Raw genomic sequence first — 21,230 nt, forward strand, 5'->3', positions numbered from 1 at the left:
TCAAAGTTTACCCAGGATCATGAAGGAGATGATCAGTCCATAAAGAGCAACACCTTCGGCAAGACCTACGAAGATAAGAGATTTACCAAGGATGCTCTGATCTTCACTGATTGCTCCAAGGGCTGCGCTTGCCGCACTGGCAACGGCAATACCACCACCGATACAGGAAAGTCCGGTAACAAGTGCTGCTGCGATGTAACCCATACCTGTTGCAAGGCCTGCGTCAGCGCCTGTAGCAGCCTGTACGGAAGCTCCGCCTGCAAATGTTACGGCAATGGCGACAAGCATGATCCCAAAGAAGAAAAAGGCGTTGACACCAAGAGCTGTTTTGTAGCGGCCGCGGCTTTTTTCGCCGAGAAGATAATAACCAAATGGAAGAATGATGCTGAGTACAAGTGCAACTGCGATTGTGATCTGTGTAATGACTGTCATGATGATGACCTCCTTAATATTCGTTTAATTGAATGCCCGGATCAGAATGCGTTCCGACTCTGGCATTTTATTTGTTTTTGGAGCAGAACGGCTCGAATTTCCGTCCGCTGCCCTTGTAAAAACGGCTGAACATTTCGTAATATTCCAGACGGAGTACCTGGATACCTACGATCAGGCCCTCCATGGCGCATACAAACAGGTTTCCGAGAATGATGACGATCCAGTTTGGACTGCCGTTCTCCGCACCCGCAAGCATAAGTACAACTTCCATCATGGCTGCGTGGCTGACTGCAAAAGCGCCGATACGCACGAAGGAGAGTGTATTGGAAAAGTAGCTCAGGATAACCTCAAACAGTTCAAAGATACCCTGTACGATAAACATGCCTTTTTCTTTTGGCATAACCTCGGCTTTTTTCTCTACCAGGTTTGTGAGCGGCTCCTTGAAGAAAATAAGAAGCAGCGGTAAACCGAACATAATGGCAAGAACTGCACCGCCAGGAACTGCATGCCCGGATACAAAAAGTCCGATGCAGAGAACTGCGGAACCATAAAATACAAGTCCTGCCACTGCGTTGGTGTCGAACCAGGTTTTTTCAACATCGTGCATCTTAAAGGAATTGATGATGTTGAAAACCATGCACAGGAGGATGATTCCCATGCCGAAGCCGATGGCAACGATAAATACGGTATTCAGTTTTCCGATAAAAGGTATGGTCGTCATACTGTCTACGGGCCGCAGCCACAAAGCAGGTATGAGATCCTCAAATCCAAAGACACTTCCGAACATCAGGCCGAAGAATGTGGAAAAGACTCCGGCGCAGCTGATGATTCCGGCAAGATCGATATGTTTCCGTTTGTACAGGAACAATCCTCCGATAAAGAGCAGGAGCCCCTGGCCTGCATCACCGAACATGGCTCCGAAGATAAAGGAGTAGGTGATGGCAACGAACCAGGTGGGGTCCATCTCGCCATAGGCGGGAAGTCCGTACATTTTTACATACATTTCAAAGGGCTTGAAAAGTTTCGGGTTCTTCAGCTTGGTCGGCGGCTGATGGTTCTGGTCATGCTTCGGCGTGTTGGTATCTTCTCCGTCTACCAGACAGAAGATTTTTTCGTCGGATGAGATATCAGCCTGAAAAGCTCTGGTGTCGGCTTCTGTCATCCAGCCGCAGAGAATATAAAAATTTTCATGCTTTCCGGTGCAGGCTGCCGCTTTCCGGACATCGAAATTTCTGGAAAACTGAAGAAGCGTGTTTCTGGCGGTAACGATGGTTTCTGCCTGATCCGCAAGAAATCTCTGGTATTTCTGTTTCTGTGATTCCAGATGCTTCAGGGCATCCTCGTATTGTTTGCTTACGCTTGAAAATGCCTGCTGTGCAGTTCCGGTATAATTATCCGGCACAAAGATCTTCTCAAAGTGCATGGAAGAGTAGGCGGCATCGATTTTGTGCGCTTCATGCTTCGGTACAAAGTAAACGCCCCAGACGTATTGGTCATCTTCATCGCATTTAAGGAAGATCGTGTTCAGATTGTCGTAAATATATTTCTTGAATTTCTCATAGTACTGTTTCTCGATACGTCCGAAATGAAAATGGATATACTTCAGATGAAGTATGGATGAAATATCATAATCAATATTTCGGAAGGGACGTATGATCCGCAGTGACTCTTCCAGAGAGGAACATGTTTCTTCCAGTTCGGACTGTTTCTTCTGGAGCTGATCCGCCTGGGAGCGGATCTCCTTTACTGTGGAAAGTGCTGTTTCAATACCCGGGCTTCTGTTGGAAGTGGCCGGAGGAGTTTTCAGCTCCTCATAAATGGTATTGATGGAATTTAAGGCATCTCTGTAGGGGTTGACCTCCAGGAAAGGCGTCAGACTTTCTACTGTGGTCAGCTCTGAGAGAGCGTTTTCCAGATGGATCTCGTACTTGCACAGGTAGGTGTTTACAACCCGGTCGATATCTGCCTTGGGACCGGTGATGCTCAGAAAATTCATTTTTTCAATCACGTTGCTACCTCCTGGTTATTAACCGTTGCGTATATAACGCAGGGATTGTTCTGGGTCCACGCCATAGCGCACGCATTCAAGGGCAATGGTCAGACGGTTGACTTCATGTTCTTTGTGATATAAATAGGAATAGATGACTGCCACGGAGTAGGGATCCTTGCGTGCTTCCTGTTCCAGTATGCTGCGAAGAATATAGTTATAAAATTCTTCCAGACTGGCGACGGTCAGCTGTTCGTATTTCTTACCATAATAAGTTCCATTGAAGATACGACGGAACTCTTCCGGTGTAGGGGCTTCCACAAGGGTGGTGATCTCTTCTTTGCGGAGCTTGTAGTTCATGGGGACCAGCAATGCGTAAATAGCAGCCGGTCCCATCTGAAAACAGCGTTTGGAGCGCTGGATGAACTGCAGGTTCAGCATGTCGAATTTTTCGCCGTAAGCCTTGGTGATCTGCTTGAGATCGTTACCTTTAAAAAGTTTCTTCCGCACATTCCAGATCTGTGAAAAATACGAAAGGTCAAGTGCCATGCCGAAGTCAAAAAGCGTGGCATTTCCACGTTCGTTGACCTGGGACAGCGGAATATAAAAATCATTTCCCTTCAGTGCCGCAATAAATTCGTCCATATTGGTGCAGGCGGCAAGCCTGTCAATGTCCAGTTTGGAATGATGTTTGAAAAAATCGCGGTAGGGAGAAATATCTACGGGATCAGTGTCCCGGTGGTCAAAGAGATTCGTCATGATTTCTTTCAGGACGCGGATCTCATAACGCTTCGAGTAAAGCGACAGGAACGTTCGCTGTTCCTGGTTTGCAAAGTGGTAAAGCCTTGAAAAATTCAGGAAGATGGATTTCTTCAGGAGTTTTTCTATCTGTCCGCGGTGAAGGTCATTTTCATCGAGACCGGACCAGATATTCTGATATTCGGGAGTCCGTTTCAGGTAGGCTGTTACCTGGGGGACATTGTGAAGCTGAACGATTTCTTCCAGCTGCTCATCTGTCACAAGCCTGCTCTGCATGGCGCGGATCTTGGTGGAGAGTCCGCTGTATGAGAGGACAGTGCCCATTGAATCACTTCCTTTCCCTTCAGGTTTCGGTGATGCCTGTTATTTTCTGAAACAGCTCACTGCAAAGACTTTCGTGATTGGCTTCGTAATAGGCGTCCAGCCTGGACAGCTGGTATTCGGTTTCTGTGCGAAGCTCATTGATCCGGGCGTCTTTCTCGCGTGCCAGATCTTCACGGATCTTCTGGATCTCGGTGCCGGTTTCTTTTTCAAGTGCGGCATCGAATTCCCTGGTCTGTTTTTCTGCTTCTTCCGAGAGAGCCTTTTTCTGTCGCGCAGCGTCCTGCATGATGGCATTGGCTGTGGCTTCGATTTCCGAAAGCTTATTTAGGATTTGTTCCATAGTGCCCTCCTTGTTTGGTTATTGTTTATAATTGATTTTTATATGATACACCTTTTTTATGGTAAAAACAACTAAAAAGTTGTTAAATTTTTTGCAAAGTTTGAATAAATGTGTTCAAAAAAAGACGGAAAAAGAATATTTGTTTATTAGACGATATATTCTTTTTTGGGGAAAAATGAAAACCGCAAAGGGGCCGTAAAGCCACGGCCCCTCTGCACACCCCTCGGGCTTTTTTTAAGGAGTTCTTGGTTGTGGTGACGGGAGGTTGTTGACTTGTGGTTGTATTCTGCGGTGTTGGGGATGTGGGAGGTTGTGCCGATGTGGATTTCTGTACTCTTTGGTATTGGAATGCGGGAGGTTGAGCCGATTTAGGTGATGGGGACGGCGAGGCGCTTTGCTGTCGCCTGGGGATGGGAAGATTTTTTATTTTTTGCTTGCAACGGTGGGGGAATTACATGTATAGTTGGGTATTGGGACGTCGTGTGAATGTGGGGTTTTCAGGAATGATAGTGAATGAGAAATTTTATTATTTATCGAACGAGAATTAAATTCACGAGGGCGTTCTTGTTGGTGTGGCTGGTGAGGGTGGAGATGGATGGGACTGATTGAGCTTGCTGGCTGCGAGATGTAATGAGTTGAGTTGTATATTATAAGAAGATTAATTGGAGGTTGTTTATGAGATTACGTAATATTCCTGGGGCTAAGGATGCTATTTTGGAGTGTGATTGGGTGATTGATGAGCCGGAGAGGTTTAAGGGGAAGTGGGAGAGTGTTTTTGGGGAGAAGAGACCGCTTTTTCTTGAGGTTGGCATGGGAAAAGGGCGTTTTTTGATGGATATGGCGCGTCTGCATCCTGAGAGGAATTTTGTTGGAATTGAGATGTATGACAGTGTGCTGCTTCGGGCACTGCAGAAGAGGGAGGAGCTTGAGGAAGCCGGGGAGAAGTTTTCCAATCTGGTGTTTATCCGTGTGGATGCAAGGCTTCTGCCGGAGATTTTTGAGAAGGATGAGGTTGACGGGATTTATCTGAATTTTTCCGACCCGTGGCCTAAGGCCCGTCATGCCAAGAGAAGGCTGACTTCCAGGGAGTTTCTGAAGAGATATGAGCAGGTCCTGAAGAAAGAGGGGGCTGTGGAATTTAAGACGGATAACCGTGGGTTATTTGAGTTTTCTCTGGAAGAGGTGAAGGAGTCCGACTGGAATCTGGAGGTTTGTACATTTGATCTGCATCATGATGAGGAACTGGTTAAGGGAAATGTGATGACAGAGTATGAGGAGAAGTTTTCTTCCATGGGTAATCCGATCTGCAAGATGGTGATCAGACAGAAATAGAGGCGATAAAATGCAGGAAGAGATTTTTGAAAAGTATCCGATTCCGAAGGCGTATTTTAAGCTGGCGCTTCCGGTTGTGTTCAGTATGGTGATTTCGCTGATCTATAATATGGTAGATACTTATTTTATTGCGGGAACCGGAAATACGGATCTGGTGGCGGGTGTTGCACTGGGTACGCCGATCTTTACGCTGATGATCGCCCTTGGAGATATTTTTGGCCTGGGCGGAAGTTCTTTTATTTCCAGGCTTTTCGGGGAAAAGAAATTCGAGGATGCGAAGAGGATCAGTGTGTTCAGTTTTTATGGGGCCATTGTCTGCGGTGTGGTGGTTACCGTTGTTCTGATGCTTTTGCGAAGCCCTATTCTGGGGTTGCTGGGTGCAAGTGAGGCAACCTGGGAGTATGCTTCTCAGTATTATACCTGTATCGCACTGGGCGCTCCGTTTATCATTGTGGCGTTGACGCCGTCCAATCAGCTGCGTACAGAGGGTTTTGCCACAGCATCTATGATCGGTTCTGTGCTTGGTGCGGTTGTGAATATCATTCTGGACCCGGTGATGATCTTCGGGCTTGGCTGGGGTGCGGCAGGTGCTGCCACAGCTACGGTGATCGGAAATGTATGTACGGATATTTTTTTCGTGTGGTTTCTTATTAAGAAGAGCAGAAATCTCTCTGTGAACCCTAAGGGCTTTCATATTTCAGGGGCGGAAATCGGAGCGGTTTTTGCAATTGGGATTCCGGCGTCGGTGACAAATCTGATGCAGAGTATCGGGATTGCTCTTACCAACCGTGCGTTGTTGGGATTCGGTGATGATAAAGTTGCGGCTATGGGTATCGTCATGAAGATCAATATGATCGCGGCGCTGGTGCTTGTTGGCTTTGCTTTTGGCGGGCAGCCGCTGATCGGGTACAATTATGGTGCGAAAAACCGCGAGAGACTGAAGGGAACGCTGAAATTTGCCTATCTGTTTGAGGGCGGGCTGGCTCTTGTCCTGATGGCTGTACTTGGATTTTTTGCCCCGCAGCTGGTGCGGATCTTTATGAGTGATCCTTCGGTTGTGGAAAACGGCGCACTGATGCTGCGCCTGCAGCTGGCAGGTATGGTGTTTATGGGAGTTGTGCTGATCAGTACCTGTACCTTCCAGTCAGCAGGACAGGCAGTGGGAGCGTTTCTCCTGTCCGTCAGCAGACAGGGCGTGATCTTTGCCATTGTGCTGAATGTGGCACTTCGAGTTGCCGGATACCATGGTGTTCTGGCATCCCAGGCGATTTCGGATCTGCTGACCGCGGCGCTTGCAGTGGTGCTGGTTGTGCGGTGGTGGAAGTCCGTAGAGTTTTAAATTTGTTGTGAATAAGATTTTTTTCAGGCTGATCGGGAAACTGACCGGCCTGTTTTCATATAATAAATAAGGAAAAGGGGGAAAGAAAGCTTGAAAAAAAGAAAATCCGGTTCCTTCCGGCGAAACCTCAACAGTGTAAATCGCAGCATCAACAGCCAGGTATCCCAGATCAAAAATTCGCTGTCAGAAATAGAAAAAACACTGAACAAAATTGCATCAAATGAAGATACAAAAAATAAAAAAGATAAAAATAAAAAAAATTAAAAAAAGGTGTTGACTTTCACCGAACCATAACGTATAATACAACATGTCTTGAGGAACGAAACAAACGAAAGACAAACAATTAAATATGCGTTTTTAGCTCAGTTGGTAGAGCACCTGACTCTTAATCAGGGTGTCCAGGGTTCGAACCCCTGAAGACGCACTAAAAGCACTGTTTTTGCAGACATGGGAGCTGCGGGGACGGTGTTTTTTTGTGCTTGAAATCAGTGTTTATGCGTGTTCCGGAATTTTTGAGGTTTTGTCTGGACGGAGTGAAATGAAACGAAATCGGGGTAAAATCGGGAAACAGTAAAATGCCGATCATCAGATGTGATCAGAGTGTCCGATTTAGACACCATGATTATAGGTATAGATCCTTTTAAATAAAGAAAGGATGGTATACGATGGGAGTTTGTAAGAAGATAAAAAGGAAGGATGATCAGGAGCGGAATGTATGGGAGAATATCTCAGAAAAAAAGGAGGGCCGGGTCTTGGAACGGACCCGGCAGAGTATGAAAAGAAAAATAAGTAATGATCTATAAGATGAAAAAGCTTTGTGCTTTATTTGCTTAATAATATACCGTCAAAATGTGATGGAACTGTGAGAAGCATTTTAAAAATCTGTGATTAAAATCTAAATATCTCATAAAGTCTTATAAAATCCTGCGAAACTTCTCGACTGTTTGTTCAGACTAATCTGCAAGCGGATGTGAAAAAGGCCATAAGGATGGAAAATTCTGGAATTTACTCAAAAATACTAAAAATTAAGAGGACTTTTGCAAGGCGATACGGTATAATAAACCATAGCATAAAAATCTGAAGCGGAAATGAAAGGTGACGGATGGGAATGCCTGTCTGTATTCAATTCTGAGACCTTCAGATAAAAAGGGAGGAAATAGCTATGGAGAGAGTGTTTGAGGCGATCAACGGAGTGTTCAGCTTTATCGGTCCACTGTCTGATTTTCTGTGGGATTTTCCTACAAATTTTGACTGGTACAGCAGCATTCCCATTCTGGGAAACATATCCTTTGCGATCATACTGCTTCTTGGATCCGGAATTTTTTTCAGTTTCAGGATTGGGTTCATGCAGGTGACCTATTTTAAAAAAGGAATTCGGACTATGACCGAGAAACGTGTCGTTGAAACAGGAATTTCACCGCTGGCATCGTTTTTCTTAAGTTCGGCCATGCGTGTAGGACCGGGAAATATTCTGGGTGTAACAGGTGCTATTGCAGTGGGCGGCCCGGGAGCTTTGTTCTGGATGTGGATTTCCGCATTTTTCGGAATGGCAGTGGCATATATGGAAGGTGTCCTTGCCCAGATTTTTAAAGAAAAAAAAGACGACGAATTTGTAGGAGGTCTTCCTTTCTATGGAAGAAAACTTCTGGGAAACAAAGTTTGGATCGGAGTTTTTCTTTCCGTATTGTATATTCTGTACGCTCTTTGCTGTCTGCCTGCACAGGGATTTAATGTTGTTTCCTCAGTGGGACGTATGGCAGAGATTGTAACCGGAACAACCATCGCAAGCGGATCTGCCTTCTATTATATAGTAGGAGCACTGATCGTAGTTCTCACAGCAGCCATCGCATTTGGCGGAATCAAAAAAGTTTCCAAATGGACAGATATGATGGTGCCGGTGATGGCGGTGCTCTATATGGTAGTAGTATTACTTCTTATAATATTAAACTTTACCCGCATTCCATATTTCTTCGGAAGCGTTTTTGCAGGAGCATTTAAGCCGGACGCATTCTTTGGCGGTGTTTTTGGAACGGTTCTTGCACAGGGTGTAAAACGAGGCCTGATGTCCAATGAGGCAGGTCAGGGAACTATTACAATGTCAGCGGCGGCAGCAGATGCAAAACACCCATGTGAGCAGGGTGTGATCGCCTCCCTGGGAGTTTTTCTGGATACCATTGTGATCTGCACACTTACCGGATTTGTGGTAGTTATGGCTCATTGCTGGACCGGTGCGGATGCGGAAAACTGGCAGGCTCTTGATAAACTTCCGAAATATACGGAATCTATCGCTGTGCTGACTCCGGGAACTGCAATGAACGGAATCGTTACATTTCTTGTGACATTGTGTTTCTGTCTCTTTGCGTTTACCTGCCTTCTGGGAATGATCAGTTTTTCGGAAATCGCGGCAAATCGTATCCGCAAGGATAAGATCTGCATCAATATTGTACGTTGTATCGGCCTTTTTGTTGCCGCATTTGGAATCCTCTGCAATATTGCAGGACTGGAACTTGGAAACCTCTGGGCGTTTTCCGATCTGGGAAATATCCTGATCGTATATTTCAATGTTCCGATCGTGTATGTTGGCGCGAAATATGTTTTCCGTGCTACAAGACATTACAAAAAGAATGACGGAACCCCATTCACCTCAGAAATAATCGGCAGAAATGACTGCACTTACTGGGATGAACGTGCAAAGAAAAAATAATAAAATAACAGATCCCCTCATTGCAGAATGTGTCTGTAATGAGGGGATTTCTGCGTTTTTCCTTTTTGTTTGTAACATAGTAAAAAGATGTGTTATACTTAACCCTAAAGTGACTACATGGGGAGTAATTATGAAAACAAAGGATAAAGATCAGGGGATAGATTTTGTTATTGCCTGGGTTGATGGAAATGATCCGGAATGGCAGGAAGAAAAGAAAAACACCAGAATACAAAAAGGAATTTTCAGTGTGGATGACAGAAAGGAACGTTATCGGGATTGGGATAATCTGCATTATTGGTTCCGTGGAGTTGAGAAGTATGCACCGTGGGTAAGGAAAATCCATTTTGTTACCTGGGGGCATATCCCGGCATGGCTGGATACAGCGAATCCTAAACTGAACATTGTCAGACACGAAGATTTTATTCCCGGAGAATTCCGCCCTACATTTAACTCCCATACTATTGAATGGAATTTTCATAGAATTCCAGATTTATCAGAAAATTTTGTGTATTTTAATGATGATATGTTTTTATTAAAACCGATAACTGCCGAAGCCTTTTTCAGAAACGGCAGGCCGGTAGATATGATGGCTCTTCAACCGGATGTTGCCAATGCAGATGATGAAGTCATGCCATATATTTATCTGAATAACGCCATGCTCCTGGCGAAATATTTCGATAAACGGGATAATATAAAGAAGCAGCCCGGGGCATATTTTCATATAGGGTATCCGCCGATGTATTTCTTTTACAATATGCTGGAGATCGCTTTTCCCCGGTTCACTGGATTCTATACAGTACATGGCCCGTCACCGCTTAAGAAGAGTACTTATGAAAAACTGTGGCAGCTGGAACCGGAACTGCTGGGAAATGTATGCAGCCATCCGTTCCGGCATAAAGAAGATGTTAATCAGTATGTGCTGAGAGAATATCAGAAGCTCAGCGGAGATTTTTTTCCGGAGAATATACAGAAATTCTGCGGATACTATGATGTAGAAGAAACCAACGAAAAACTGATACAGACCATTATCGGGCATAAGAAAAAAATGATCTGCATCAATGACAGCAATCACGAAATTGATTTCGAAAAAGCCAAAAAAGAAATCAATAACGCGCTGGATCAGATTCTTCCGGAAAAATCAGAATTCGAACGCAAATTATAAACAGCAGGAAGAGAGGCATAAAGATGAATATTCTGTTGGTGGGCGGCTCCTGCAGCCTGATGGACAGCATGATCCTGAAGCTCCGGAAAGAGGGACACAGGGTTTTTTTGCTGACCGGAGATAAATACAGACATAATAAATATCAGAAAGTATTTGAAAGATATGACTTCGCCTATGACTGCGAAAATCTCAACGATATTTTGGAAAGTGTCAATGCAGACGTGACCATTCTTATGGGGGCATTTGATACCAATTACCGCTGGAATGGGGAAGAAAGAGAAACCGTGCATTTTATTTCTCATCTGGTAAATATTCTGGTAGCTTATTCTATGGCAAATAAGAAGCGGCTGATCTTTCTTTCTTCAGATGAAATTTATAATGGAAATTATAAGGATGATATAGAAGAGGAAGAAAAATTTTCCGGAATTGGGATCCGGGCAGATGCCTTGTCCCAGGCTGAGGAAATCTGTGAGAATTTCAGGATAAACCGGGGGCTGGATATCGTGACCCTGCGCCTGGATCATCTCTACAGCATTCCCAAAGAGAAAAAAGACATAAATAACATCTGCGCCCGGATGTGTCTGGACTGTCTGCGTGACGGGCATATCAAGGCAAAAGCAGATCATGTTTTTTCTATTCTTTATGAGAAAGATGCAGTGGAATATATTTACCAGCTTGTAAAAAATACAAAGCACGAACGCAGTCGGTACAATCTTTCTTCCAATGATGTGATCAGTGAGGTGGAGCTTGCTGCAAAGGTCCAGGAAGCCATGGGAACAGAATCCAACATTGCAGTGTTCTCAGACAGCAATGGAAGGTGCGTCTTGTCAGGAAGACGTTTTGAACAGGAATACGGTGTCCATGCATTTGGAAATCTGGAAAAAAATATCAAAGACATGGCTGCTTACATGCAGCGGCATAAAAATGTTTTTCTGAATGAAGATGAGCTGAAGCTTCCCTGGTGGAAGGTTCTTATCGAGAAATGGAGATGGCTGATCAAAGTGCTTTTCCCGTTTTTCGAAAACATGGTCTGCTTTATTCCGTTTTTTATGATGAATAACCGGACTGTAGGAAGCGAGTATTTTGCAAATCTTGATCCGTTCCTTTTGTATGTGCTGCTTTTTGCCATTGTGTACGGACAGCAGCAGGCTACTTTTTCTGCAATACTGGCGGTTGCAGGATATATGTTCCGGCAGATGTATACGCGGAGCGGATTTGAGGTACTTGTGGATTACAATACCTATGTGTGGATCGCCCAGCTGTTTATCTTGGGACTTGTTGTAGGATATATGCGTGACCAGATCCGTACCATGCGTCTGGAAAGCCAGGAACTGGAGGAACATTTGAGCAGGCAGATTGCAGATATCCGCGATATCAACGAGAGTAATGTCCGTGTAAAAGAAATCATGGAACAGCAGCTGATCGACCATAAAGACAGTATCGGTAAGATCTACAGCATCACAGCAGGACTGGAACAGCGTATGCCCGATGAAGTTATTTTCTATGCGGTAGAAATGCTGGAGAAGCTGATGCAGACCAAGGATGTAGCTCTTTATAATGTAGTCAACAGAGATTACGCCCGTATTTTTTCCGCAAGCTCAGATAAGGCAAGAAGTCTTGGAAACTCTATCCGTTATAAGGAAATGACGGAAATATACGATGCCCTGACTGAGCAGAAGGTATATATCAACAAAAATATGGACGAGCGTTACCCGCTGATGGCCAGAGGAATTTACGAGGGCGGCGAGGTTCAGATGATCATCATGCTCTGGGGATTACGCTGGGAAAAAATGACTCTTGGCCAGGCAAATTTTTTAACTGTTGTCAGCTATCTGATCCAGAACGCGATGCTCCGTGCACAGAGATATATGCAGGCACTGGAAGATCAGCATTACAGCCGGGATTCTGAAATTCTGGAGCCGGATGCTTTTGAATCCCTGGTACAGGCTTATATGAATGCAGAGATTAAGAACCTGGTGGAATGTGTGCTTGTAAAAGTGGATATCCCAAAGGAACAGTACCGTGAGATCGATGAGCATATGTCAGGACAGTTGCGAGACAGCGATTATCTGGGAATCATGCCGGATGGAAATCTTTATATCCTGCTTACAAACACAACAAGAGAAAGTGCTGTGATCGTACAGGAACGATTTGAGAAAAACGGTTATAAAACAGAATGTGTGGAGAAGATGGCAGTATGTCACAAAGAATGAAATTATTTATTTTTCTGCTGATCGTAAACTTAATTGTTATTGTGATCTATCTGGTCTGGAATCATATCCGGAGAAAAGAAAATCTCCGGAGTGTCTGGATGAAGGCGGTCATGATGTTTCTGTGTCCTGTAGTCGGGCCTATGTTTGTGCTGCTTTCTTTTATCCTGTTTAAATTGTTTTCATCACAGGGAATGGATCTTTCGGATATTGTGTTCAGTAAGGACAGAACAGAGAATTTTCTGCGCCCGGACGAAGAAATGGAACGAAATATGGTATCTCTTGAAGAAGCACTGGAAGTTACAGACAAAAAAAGTCTCCGTACTCTGATGCTGAATGTGATCAGAGGAGATTACCAGAATTCCCTGTCCTCTATTAACCTGGCATTGAACAGTAAGGATTCTGAGACTGCTCATTATGCAGCATCCATTCTCCAGGACGTGCTGAATAATTTCCGAAGCCAGGTACAGAAAAAATATCTTCTGTGCCAGGAAGAAAACGAGCAGCAGGTTGAAAATTGCGTGAATCTTGTGGAGTATATGAATCCCATCCTGGAACAGAAAGTACTCACAGATATTGAGCAGAAATCCATGACAGATAAGATGCAGGAAGTCCTGCAGAAAGCATGGGATCTGGACAAGATCAGGATCAGCAGCACAGTCTACGAAAAAGTCTGCCAGCGTCTGCTGGAAATCAAAGACTACGAAAAATGTACACTGTGGTGCGACAGAGCCATGGAACAGTATCCAAGAGTTCTTTCCAGTTACACCTGCCAGCTGAAGCTCTGTTTCTCCTGCGGAAACAAAGAGAAATTTTTCCAGGTCATGCAGGAATTAAGAAGTTCGGATATTATTATTGATAATGAGACACTTGAACTGATCAGAACGTTTATGTAGAAGTAAAAGGGTGAACAGATATGTCAATGACAACTTTGGTTATATTACAATTTGTGGGTATATTTGCTGCCTATACAGGCCTGACAGTTTTGCTTCCGGCAGTTATGTTTCGCAGAGTACTGAGAGGAAGACGATTGTCAGAGCAGTTTCTGATGTGTTATACATTTGGAAATTTCTATATTATAAATATTGTATTTGCGGTTCAGCTGCTTCATATTTCCAATTTTCAGACACTTGTACTGCTTACTGTGGTTCTGAGTGTGCTGATCTGGAGCCGAGTGAACCGGATTTCTCTGAGAAAACTTATCATAAAGAATGCAGAAGCTTGCAGAAAACTTCTCCAAGGCAGCATGGGAATAAAAGGAGCCTTATACAGAGTATGGCAAAAGTTCATCAGAATGCTGAAATATGTAATCAGTTTCTTTTATTGCGAAGTGGTATGTAATACCCTGCAATGGATATTGGCAGGTGCAATTGCTGCGGCGCTTTTCTGGGTTTACGGCAGACAGCTGATCCTTACTTATGGATATCGAGCATCTGATATTCCGGTACATCTTAACTGGATCAATCAGATGAGCCGGGGAAATCTTTTTGTAAGTGGTGTATATCCTTTTGGATTTCACTGCGTGGTGTATTATCTGCACACAGTTTTTCGGGTGGATACTTATGTGATCTTGTGTCTGTTTTATCTGGTACAGGTATTTTTTATTCATGTGGTTCTTCTTGCAATGCTGAAAATGTTGTGCAGATCTTTGTATTTTCCGTATGCAGGAGTACTTGTATATATACTTGGAAGCTTCTGGGCAAGGCAGACATATTCGCGTTTTGGTGCTTCATTGCCCCAGGAATTCGGTATGATCTTTGTAATCCCGTCTATATATTTTCTGATCCGGTTTTTTCAGACAGAAAAAGAAAATTTGAAGACAAAAGAGACAAAACTGACACTTGGGTGTTTTGCCATTGCGTTTTCGTTGACATTAGCTATTCATTTTTACGGAACTATGATTGCGGGACTCTGCTGCATCGGAATTGCTGTTGGATATGTTTTTCGCTTCTTGAATAAAGAGTATTTTCGTCGTATTATGATGACGGGAATTATCAGTGTATTTCTGGCTGTTCTTCCAATGACGATTGCTTTTGCAGGAGGAACACCTCTTCAGGGCTCGCTTGGCTGGGGACTTAGTGTTATTAATGGTGGAAACTCTGATACAAAACAGGAAGAAAAGAATATACAGGAAGAAAAGAATATAGATATACAGAATATGACAATAGAAGAGATTGCCGCGAGTTTGAACGGAGATACGGAAAGTACAGGAAATGCAGGAAACGCGGCAGTACAGTCCCAGACAAATACTCCAGTTATTACGGAAGCACCGAATCCTTCTCTTAGTGAAAAAGTGGGGGAAATTCCGGAAAAAATAAAAAATGTATGGAATATGATGGCTCAGCGACTCCGGGAGTTTATTATTAATTTACCGGAGAAATGGTGTGCGTATGCTGTGCTGACGGGAATTGGAGTATTGATTCTGCTAGGATTGGTGTTTATTATTTTTCGCAGGACTGCTTATGGTGAAATGCTGATGTCAGCAGGATTTTGTATGGGAATTCTGACTTTACTGCTTTGCGCGGGAAATCTGGGACTTCCGGTTTTGATGGATCCGACCAGATGCAGTATTTACTATGCATATCTTCTGGTTGCTGTGCTGACATTATTGGGAGATGGAATTCTTTACCTGATATTTATGCCCAGGATTTTGAGAGTCATTCGAAATGCAGCAGCTTTAGGACTGACAGTGATAACTGTAGCAGGAATGATTCACCAGGATCTGATCAAAACACCAGATTTTTTGTCCGGCTATGTATCAAATGGAGCATTGACCTGTCTGACAAATATTATCAGGGAAAATGAAGATAAGACATGGACTATTGTATCAGCCAACGATGAAACTCAGATGGGCCTGGATCATGGATGGCATTATGAGATAATCACTTTTTTACGTAAGCTGGAAAAGATGGATAAGGACACTAAGGTAATTATTCCTACGAAGAATGTATATTTCTTTATAGAAAAAATTCCGTTGGATTATTCTGTGGTGTATTCTGGAAGTGGTCAGTCCATCTCAAAAAAAGGGGCCAGTCAGAATTTGCCAAATGTTGGTGGAATTTCCATGTATCAGGGAGAAGGAAGATGGATCCTTATGTCCAGAATGTATTACTGGGCACAGGCATTTATGGAAAAATATCCAAATGATATGAAAGTATACTATGAATCCGAAGATTTTATATGTTATGTAATGCCTCAGAATATGTATCATCAGTATAATTTTGCTATAGATTACGGATATAATCAGGTTCAGACACAGGAGGCTATTAACAGTTAAATATAAATTATAAAATCATATAAGTACATGTTGAGTTTTATAAAATATTAGAGCAGAATATTATTGAAAAGAGTTGATGCTTTGGGTAAATATTATTCTATACATGAATTTTCAAAAATTATAGGCGTATCCGCCCAGACATTACGAAATTGGGATGCCAATGGAAAACTTCATCCGCATCATACTACAATAAGCGGCTATAGATATTATTCTGACGAGCAACTCAACCAGGTAATAAATGTAAAGCCTAAAAATCGCATTACAATTGGATATTGTCGCGTTTCCAGCCATAGACAGAAAGATGATCTGGAACGACAGACTGATAATGTTAAGACATATCTTCTGGCAAAAGGACAGCTATTTGAGATAATAAGTGATATCGGTTCCGGAATTAATTATAAGAAAAAAGGACTCCAGGAATTGATCAGGTGAATATCTCAAAATCAGGTTGAAAAGGTTGTTGTTTTATATAAAGATCGGCTATTGCGATTTGGTTTTGAATTGATAGAATATATCGCTTCGCTTTATAATTGTGAGATTGAGATCATTGATAATACTGAAAAATCCGAACAGCAGGAACTTGTTGAAGATCTGGTTCAGATAATCACAGTATTCAGTTGCAAATTACAAGGAAAACGAGCGAATAAAGCCAAGAAACTTATCCGGGAACTGATACAGGAGGAAGCAGATGGTAAAAGCCATAAAAGCAATGTTGATACCAAACAATGTACAGAAAACTAAGATGTTTCAGTACGCAGGTGCTTCAAGATTTGCTTATAACTGGGCTTTGGCAAGGGAAATAGAAAACTATGAAAAAGGCGGAAAATTCATTTCAGATGCAGAACTCAGAAAAGAATTTACAAAGCTTAGACATTCTGATGAATACGCATGGTTATTGAGTATTTCAAATAATGTAACCAAACAGGCAATCAAAGATGCCTGCACTGCTTATAAGAACTTTTTCAAAGGTTTGCAGAAATTCCCAAGATTCAAGTCAAAAAAGAGATCAATGCCGAAGTTCTATCAGGATAATATTAAGATACAATTCAGCAATACTCATGTTAAGTTTGAAGGATTTTCTTCGAGCAGGAAAAGAAATAAACAAAAACTAAATTGGGTAAGACTTGCAGAGCATGGTCGTATTCCTACAGATGCTAAATACATGAATCCGCGAATATCCTTTGACGGATTGAACTGGTGGATCAGCGTATGTGTGGAATTTCCTGATTGCATAGAAAAACTTAATGATGATGGAATTGGTATAGATCTGGGAATCAAAGATCTGGCTATTTGCTCTGATGGAGCTAAGTATAAGAACATCAATAAAAGTCAGAAAGTAAAGAAACTGGAAAAACAGAAACGCAGATTACAGCGTAGTATCTCTCGCTCTTACGAGAAAAATAAGAAAGGAGAAAGTTACTGCAAAACAAATAATGTAATCAAAAAGGAAAAACTTTTATTAAAACGAAATCACAGATTAACAAATATCCGTAAGAACTATTTGAATCAGACTACATCTGAAATTGTAAATCGAAAACCAAGATTTATTTGTATTGAAGATTTGAATGTTAGTGGAATGATGAAAAATAGACATTTATCAAAAGCAGTTCAGAATCAGGGCTTTTTTGAGTTTAGAAAGCAGCTTGAACACAAGTGCAGAGATAAAGGGATTCAGCTTATTGTGGCTGATCGGTTTTATCCATCATCAAAGCTTTGCAATTGTTGTGGAAATATTAAAAAAGACTTGAAATTATCTGACAGAATTTATAAATGTGATTGTGGAAATGTCATTGGTAGAGATTTTCAGGCATCTATAAATCTCAAGGCTTATGGAGAAAGATTTGCAAGCTAACACTAAAACGTTAGTGCAAATATGTACGGGTACGTTAATCCGGAATTTACGCCTATGGAGAGTACAAGAACTTGTGAGTAGATAGATATTTATATCATCAAAAGCATACTCGTTGAAGTAGGAATGAAACATAGAAGTTTATAACTTTTTATAAGTTTTCAGTAACGGAAAATAATTAACATAATGGTTTCCAGAAGAAAATTTTTCAGCATAGCTATCATGATGTTCGTATTACTGTTTCTGTTTCAGTTTTCCATGGTGCTGAGGGACAGGCAGAACACTGATGATGTTAACTCAAATCTTGCACCAAAACAGAATGATGGAAAAAATGTCTGGAAAAACGAAGAACTCGATCCTGCGTCTGTGGGAACAACGGACAGAAGGTATGTACTTTTTGTAGGTGATTCGTCTTCTGATATGGCAGAGTCTGTAAGCAGATGGTGCACTTATGCAAAATGGGATATTTCAAAATGCAGTTCTATGGAGAAATTTAAAGAGAATGACAAAAATCTTCCGGGAATGCTGATCTTGGAGTCCGAAAAGTATGCACTTGATGATAATCTGAAAAAAATAGAAGAACTGGAACAAAAAGGTGTGATTATTGTCTTCGGATGTCTGGAAGATCCGAAGAATATTGAAAAGAATCAGGAACTTCAGGACTTTCTGGGAATTTATAAAATCGTCTCCAAAAAAACAGAACTTACAGGGGCAAAGCTTTTTGAGGGGCTGCTTCTGGGTGGAGAGGTAATTTATGAAACGCCGGAAGATAAAGATGAAAGAGATCGACAGGATCTGCAGCTTAATGTGCCCTGGTATCAGGTTGGCAGCGGAACCAAGACCTATATGGTCGGACTCCTGGATCAGTCCAAACAGAAGGAAACGGTAGAAAATGAAGAACTGCCCACACTGATCTGGAGAAACGGAATCCGGAACGGAAGCATCTTCTGTGTAGTTGGAGATTACATGAAAGACAGTACGGCACTGGGTCTTCTGGATGGCATGGTGGCAGAGGCATCTTCATATTACATTTATCCGGTAGTTAATGCACAGAATCTTTCCATGATCAATTTTCCTGTATTTGCAGATGAGAATAATGAACAGATGATGGAGTTATACAGTCAGTCCATAACAGGAATGGCCAGAGATATCATGTGGCCGTCACTTATATCCATTGTCGAAAAAGGCGGCTTGAAGATGACCTGTTTTATGCAGCCGCAGACAAACTACGAGGATGGAATAGAGCCGACCAGCAAGGATCTGGTATTTTATCTGAAACAGATGAAAGAACAGAATGCGGAAGCCGGTTTGTCCCTGCAGTATAAAAATGCGGAATCATTAAAAGATAAACTGAATCAGGATGCTGAGTTTTTCCGGAAGGCTGACAGCAGCTATAAATACGGAGCAGCTTATACAGAAGAAAAGGATCTGGACACCGTCAAAGCTCTGATGAATACTGAATTAATGAAGAATGTAAGCACTCTGGTATGTGAATACACAGAGGATGAGCCCGTAATATCCTACTGTACAGATTCTGTAACCTTGCAGTCTGTCATAAGTGACGGAATGAATTATACCTACAGCGATGATATCCGTATGAGAAGTATTCAGAGCTCCCTGGGCTATACCAATGTTATGCTGAATATGCAGAAGATTTTCTGGCCGGAACGGAAAAAAGACCGCTGGCAGATCATGCAGAAACGTTTTTCCAGCAATCTTCTCACCTACTGGAAAAATTTTACCGGTTTTGACAGCACCACACTTTCCGAGAGCAATACCAGAACAAGAACCTTCCTGAATCTGGATTTTTCAGAGACCAGGACAGATGATGAGATCATTCTGAAAACATCTGAGAGCGGAAGCTGGTTTATCTTAAGAACCAATGGAGAAGAAATCGAAGAAATCGAAGGCGGCACACAGAAAAAACTGGAGGATAATGTTTATCTGATCCAGGCACAGGATACAACTGTGAAGATCCAGGTAAAAACAGCAGGACTCCATTACAGCAAATAAGAGAGGACACAGATGAAAGTTTGTATTGTGGCAGAAGGGTGTTATCCGTATGTAGTCGGAGGTGTATCCGGCTGGATCAACAGTTTGATAAAGTCATTTCCAAATGTGGAATTTATATTGTTGGCAATTGTAGCCAACCGTTCTTTTCGGGGAAAATTCGTCTATGAGCTTCCGGAAAATCTTACACAGGTTTATGAGGTATATCTGGAGGACAGTGAGTGGGAAGGCGGAGACAGAAAGAGAAAACGAAGAAAAAAAGTTCATATTTCCCGTAAAGAATACGATGAACTTCTGAACATGGTCCTGAACCGGAAAACAGACTGGGGCGTGATCTTTGATCTGTTTCATAAGAAACGTCTTTCTGTAGATGATCTTCTTATGGGCGAGGACTTTTTTATGATTGCCAGGGAATGTTATAACAGAAATTATTCAAACATCAATTTTTCGGATTTTCTCTGGACGCTACGATCGATCTATCTGCCAATGTTCTGGACATTAAAGATGGATGTGCCGAAAGCGGATCTTTATCACTGTGTAGCTACCGGTTATTCCGGGATCCTGGGAAGTATGGCGAAACATTTTCATGGAAGCTCTCTTCTGATATCTGAGCATGGTATTTACACCAGAGAGCGTGAGGAGGAGCTGATCAAGGCTGCCTGGGTCAGGGGCGTATATAAAAATATCTGGATCGAGCAGTTTAAGAAGATGTCTCTTCTGGCCTATGAGAAAGCGGACACTGTCACCTGTCTGTATGATCATGCAAGGGAGCTTCAGATCGAACTTGGCTGCCCGGAAGAAAAAATCAAAGTAACACCCAATGGTATCAACACAGAAGCACTGGCAGATCTTCCGGGAAAGAATGAAGAAGAGCAGCAGTTTATCAATGCGGGAGCTGTTCTCCGTGTAACCCCGATTAAAGACGTAAAGACCATGATACAGGCATTTGATTTTGCAAAAAAAAGGGTCAAAAATCTGAAACTCTGGATCATGGGACCTACAGACGAGGATGTGAAATACGCTCAGGAATGTTATGATCTGGTGGAGTCCCTAGGAACAAAAGATATCGAGTTTACAGGAAGAGTTAATGTAAAAGAGTATCTGGGAAAAATGGATTTCACATTGCTCACCAGCATCAGTGAGGGACAGCCGCTGACGATCCTTGAGAGCTATGCAGCTCATAAACCGGTCATAGCTACAGATGTAGGAAACTGCCGGGAGCTGATCTATGGCAGCAACGATGATTTCGGGGAAGCAGGGATACTGACACACATTATGAATATTGAGGAGATCGCCCATGCCATGGTGACGATGTCCTTACAGGAAGAAGAAAGATTGCGTATGGGAGAAGCCGGTTATAAACGTGTAAATGCGTTTTACCGGATCGAACAGATGAAAGCAGTGTATCAGGACATTTACAAAGGATTTTCTGATAAACAGGGACTTGAGTGGACGGAGGAGCCCTTCAGTATAGGAAAATAATAATCTCAGGACGGAGAGAATAC

The 21,230-nt window shown here is 42.6% G+C and carries 15 protein-coding genes, 1 tRNA gene and 1 pseudogene; 13 read left to right on the forward strand and 4 right to left on the reverse strand.

The genetic code is table 11. The features are described from left to right. From GPK88_RS09355 to GPK88_RS09370, 4 genes are all read right to left on the reverse strand, one after another. Positions 1–432: an ATP synthase subunit C gene (locus GPK88_RS09355; protein WP_015525392.1), complete on the reverse strand. Its 432-nt coding sequence runs from the start codon at positions 430–432 to the stop codon at positions 1–3. A gap of 67 nt (positions 433–499) precedes the next feature. Next, positions 500–2,440 carry a V-type ATP synthase subunit I gene (locus tag GPK88_RS09360; protein WP_173762237.1) on the reverse strand — a complete coding sequence of 647 codons (1,941 nt, stop codon included), beginning with the start codon at positions 2,438–2,440 and terminating at the stop codon, positions 500–502. A gap of 18 nt (positions 2,441–2,458) precedes the next feature. Continuing rightward, positions 2,459–3,502, reverse strand: a complete 1,044-nt coding sequence (locus GPK88_RS09365) for a V0D/AC39 family V-type ATPase subunit (protein ID WP_173762238.1) — start codon at positions 3,500–3,502, stop codon at positions 2,459–2,461. Positions 3,503–3,521: 19 nt separating this feature from the next. Next, the gene (locus GPK88_RS09370) at positions 3,522–3,842 is read right to left on the reverse strand and encodes a hypothetical protein (protein WP_173762239.1); all 321 of its coding nucleotides are present in this window, start codon (positions 3,840–3,842) and stop codon (positions 3,522–3,524) included. Between the two features lie 675 nt (positions 3,843–4,517). Here GPK88_RS09370 and trmB point away from each other — a divergent pair. The 13 genes and pseudogenes from trmB (at position 4,518) to pelF (ending at position 21,207) form a co-directional block, all read left to right on the forward strand. Further along, on the forward strand, positions 4,518–5,174 hold the full coding sequence (gene trmB / locus GPK88_RS09375; RefSeq protein ID WP_021976327.1) for a tRNA (guanosine(46)-N7)-methyltransferase TrmB: 657 nt from the start codon (positions 4,518–4,520) through the stop codon (positions 5,172–5,174). Between the two features lie 10 nt (positions 5,175–5,184). After that, on the forward strand, positions 5,185–6,513 hold the full coding sequence (locus GPK88_RS09380) for an MATE family efflux transporter (protein WP_173762242.1): 1,329 nt from the start codon (positions 5,185–5,187) through the stop codon (positions 6,511–6,513). Between the two features lie 90 nt (positions 6,514–6,603). Beyond that, the gene (locus tag GPK88_RS09385; protein ID WP_173762243.1) at positions 6,604–6,777 is read left to right on the forward strand and encodes a hypothetical protein; all 174 of its coding nucleotides are present in this window, start codon (positions 6,604–6,606) and stop codon (positions 6,775–6,777) included. A gap of 87 nt (positions 6,778–6,864) precedes the next feature. Then, positions 6,865–6,937 (forward strand) — tRNA-Lys (locus GPK88_RS09390). A gap of 738 nt (positions 6,938–7,675) precedes the next feature. Next, complete coding sequence (locus GPK88_RS09395) at positions 7,676–9,217, forward strand: alanine/glycine:cation symporter family protein (protein ID WP_173762245.1); 1,542 nt, start codon at positions 7,676–7,678, stop codon at positions 9,215–9,217. 130 nt (positions 9,218–9,347) lie between these two features. Further along, positions 9,348–10,379 (forward strand): stealth family protein, encoded by a 1,032-nt coding sequence (locus GPK88_RS09400; protein ID WP_173762247.1) that lies wholly within the window; start codon positions 9,348–9,350, stop codon positions 10,377–10,379. Positions 10,380–10,402: 23 nt separating this feature from the next. Beyond that, the gene (locus tag GPK88_RS09405; RefSeq protein ID WP_173762248.1) at positions 10,403–12,592 is read left to right on the forward strand and encodes an NAD-dependent epimerase/dehydratase family protein; all 2,190 of its coding nucleotides are present in this window, start codon (positions 10,403–10,405) and stop codon (positions 12,590–12,592) included. Further along, positions 12,577–13,485 (forward strand): hypothetical protein, encoded by a 909-nt coding sequence (locus tag GPK88_RS09410; RefSeq protein WP_244092617.1) that lies wholly within the window; start codon positions 12,577–12,579, stop codon positions 13,483–13,485. Before GPK88_RS09405 ends, GPK88_RS09410 begins: the two co-directional genes overlap by 16 nt. A 104-nt stretch (positions 13,486–13,589) precedes the next feature. After that, positions 13,590–15,866: a hypothetical protein gene (locus tag GPK88_RS09415; RefSeq protein ID WP_252197731.1), complete on the forward strand. Its 2,277-nt coding sequence runs from the start codon at positions 13,590–13,592 to the stop codon at positions 15,864–15,866. 81 nt (positions 15,867–15,947) lie between these two features. Further along, positions 15,948–16,607, forward strand: a pseudogene (locus GPK88_RS09420) (IS607 family transposase). After that, positions 16,555–17,718 carry an RNA-guided endonuclease InsQ/TnpB family protein gene (locus GPK88_RS09425; RefSeq protein WP_173762250.1) on the forward strand — a complete coding sequence of 388 codons (1,164 nt, stop codon included), beginning with the start codon at positions 16,555–16,557 and terminating at the stop codon, positions 17,716–17,718. Before GPK88_RS09420 ends, GPK88_RS09425 begins: the two are co-directional and overlap by 53 nt. A gap of 219 nt (positions 17,719–17,937) precedes the next feature. Beyond that, positions 17,938–19,728, forward strand: coding sequence for a DUF2194 domain-containing protein (locus GPK88_RS09430; protein WP_252197733.1), 1,791 nt, complete (start codon positions 17,938–17,940; stop codon positions 19,726–19,728). Between the two features lie 12 nt (positions 19,729–19,740). Next, complete coding sequence (gene pelF / locus GPK88_RS09435; protein ID WP_215707730.1) at positions 19,741–21,207, forward strand: GT4 family glycosyltransferase PelF; 1,467 nt, start codon at positions 19,741–19,743, stop codon at positions 21,205–21,207. The last annotated feature ends 23 nt before the right edge of the window (positions 21,208–21,230 follow it).

Origin of the sequence: Blautia sp. MCC269, from assembly GCF_018785655.1 — a bacterium.
Classification (GTDB): Bacteria; Bacillota; Clostridia; order Lachnospirales; family Lachnospiraceae; genus Blautia_A.

Bases quoted from the DNA above. Each gene is read 5' to 3' on its own strand.
- GPK88_RS09380 (WP_173762242.1), top strand. From the start codon at position 5,185: ATGCAGGAAGAGATTTTTGAAAAGTATCCGATTCCGAAGGCGTATTTT.
- GPK88_RS09355 (WP_015525392.1), bottom strand. From the start codon at position 432: ATGACAGTCATTACACAGATCACAATCGCAGTTGCACTTGTACTCAGC.
- GPK88_RS09430 (WP_252197733.1), top strand. From the start codon at position 17,938: ATGATGTTCGTATTACTGTTTCTGTTTCAGTTTTCCATGGTGCTGAGG.
- GPK88_RS09425 (WP_173762250.1), top strand. From the start codon at position 16,555: ATGGTAAAAGCCATAAAAGCAATGTTGATACCAAACAATGTACAGAAA.
- GPK88_RS09415 (WP_252197731.1), top strand. From the start codon at position 13,590: ATGTTTCGCAGAGTACTGAGAGGAAGACGATTGTCAGAGCAGTTTCTG.
- GPK88_RS09405 (WP_173762248.1), top strand. From the start codon at position 10,403: ATGAATATTCTGTTGGTGGGCGGCTCCTGCAGCCTGATGGACAGCATG.
- GPK88_RS09400 (WP_173762247.1), top strand. From the start codon at position 9,348: ATGAAAACAAAGGATAAAGATCAGGGGATAGATTTTGTTATTGCCTGG.
- pelF (WP_215707730.1), top strand. From the start codon at position 19,741: ATGAAAGTTTGTATTGTGGCAGAAGGGTGTTATCCGTATGTAGTCGGA.
- GPK88_RS09365 (WP_173762238.1), bottom strand. From the start codon at position 3,502: ATGGGCACTGTCCTCTCATACAGCGGACTCTCCACCAAGATCCGCGCC.
- trmB (WP_021976327.1), top strand. From the start codon at position 4,518: ATGAGATTACGTAATATTCCTGGGGCTAAGGATGCTATTTTGGAGTGT.
- GPK88_RS09410 (WP_244092617.1), top strand. From the start codon at position 12,577: ATGTCACAAAGAATGAAATTATTTATTTTTCTGCTGATCGTAAACTTA.
- GPK88_RS09370 (WP_173762239.1), bottom strand. From the start codon at position 3,842: ATGGAACAAATCCTAAATAAGCTTTCGGAAATCGAAGCCACAGCCAAT.
- GPK88_RS09395 (WP_173762245.1), top strand. From the start codon at position 7,676: ATGGAGAGAGTGTTTGAGGCGATCAACGGAGTGTTCAGCTTTATCGGT.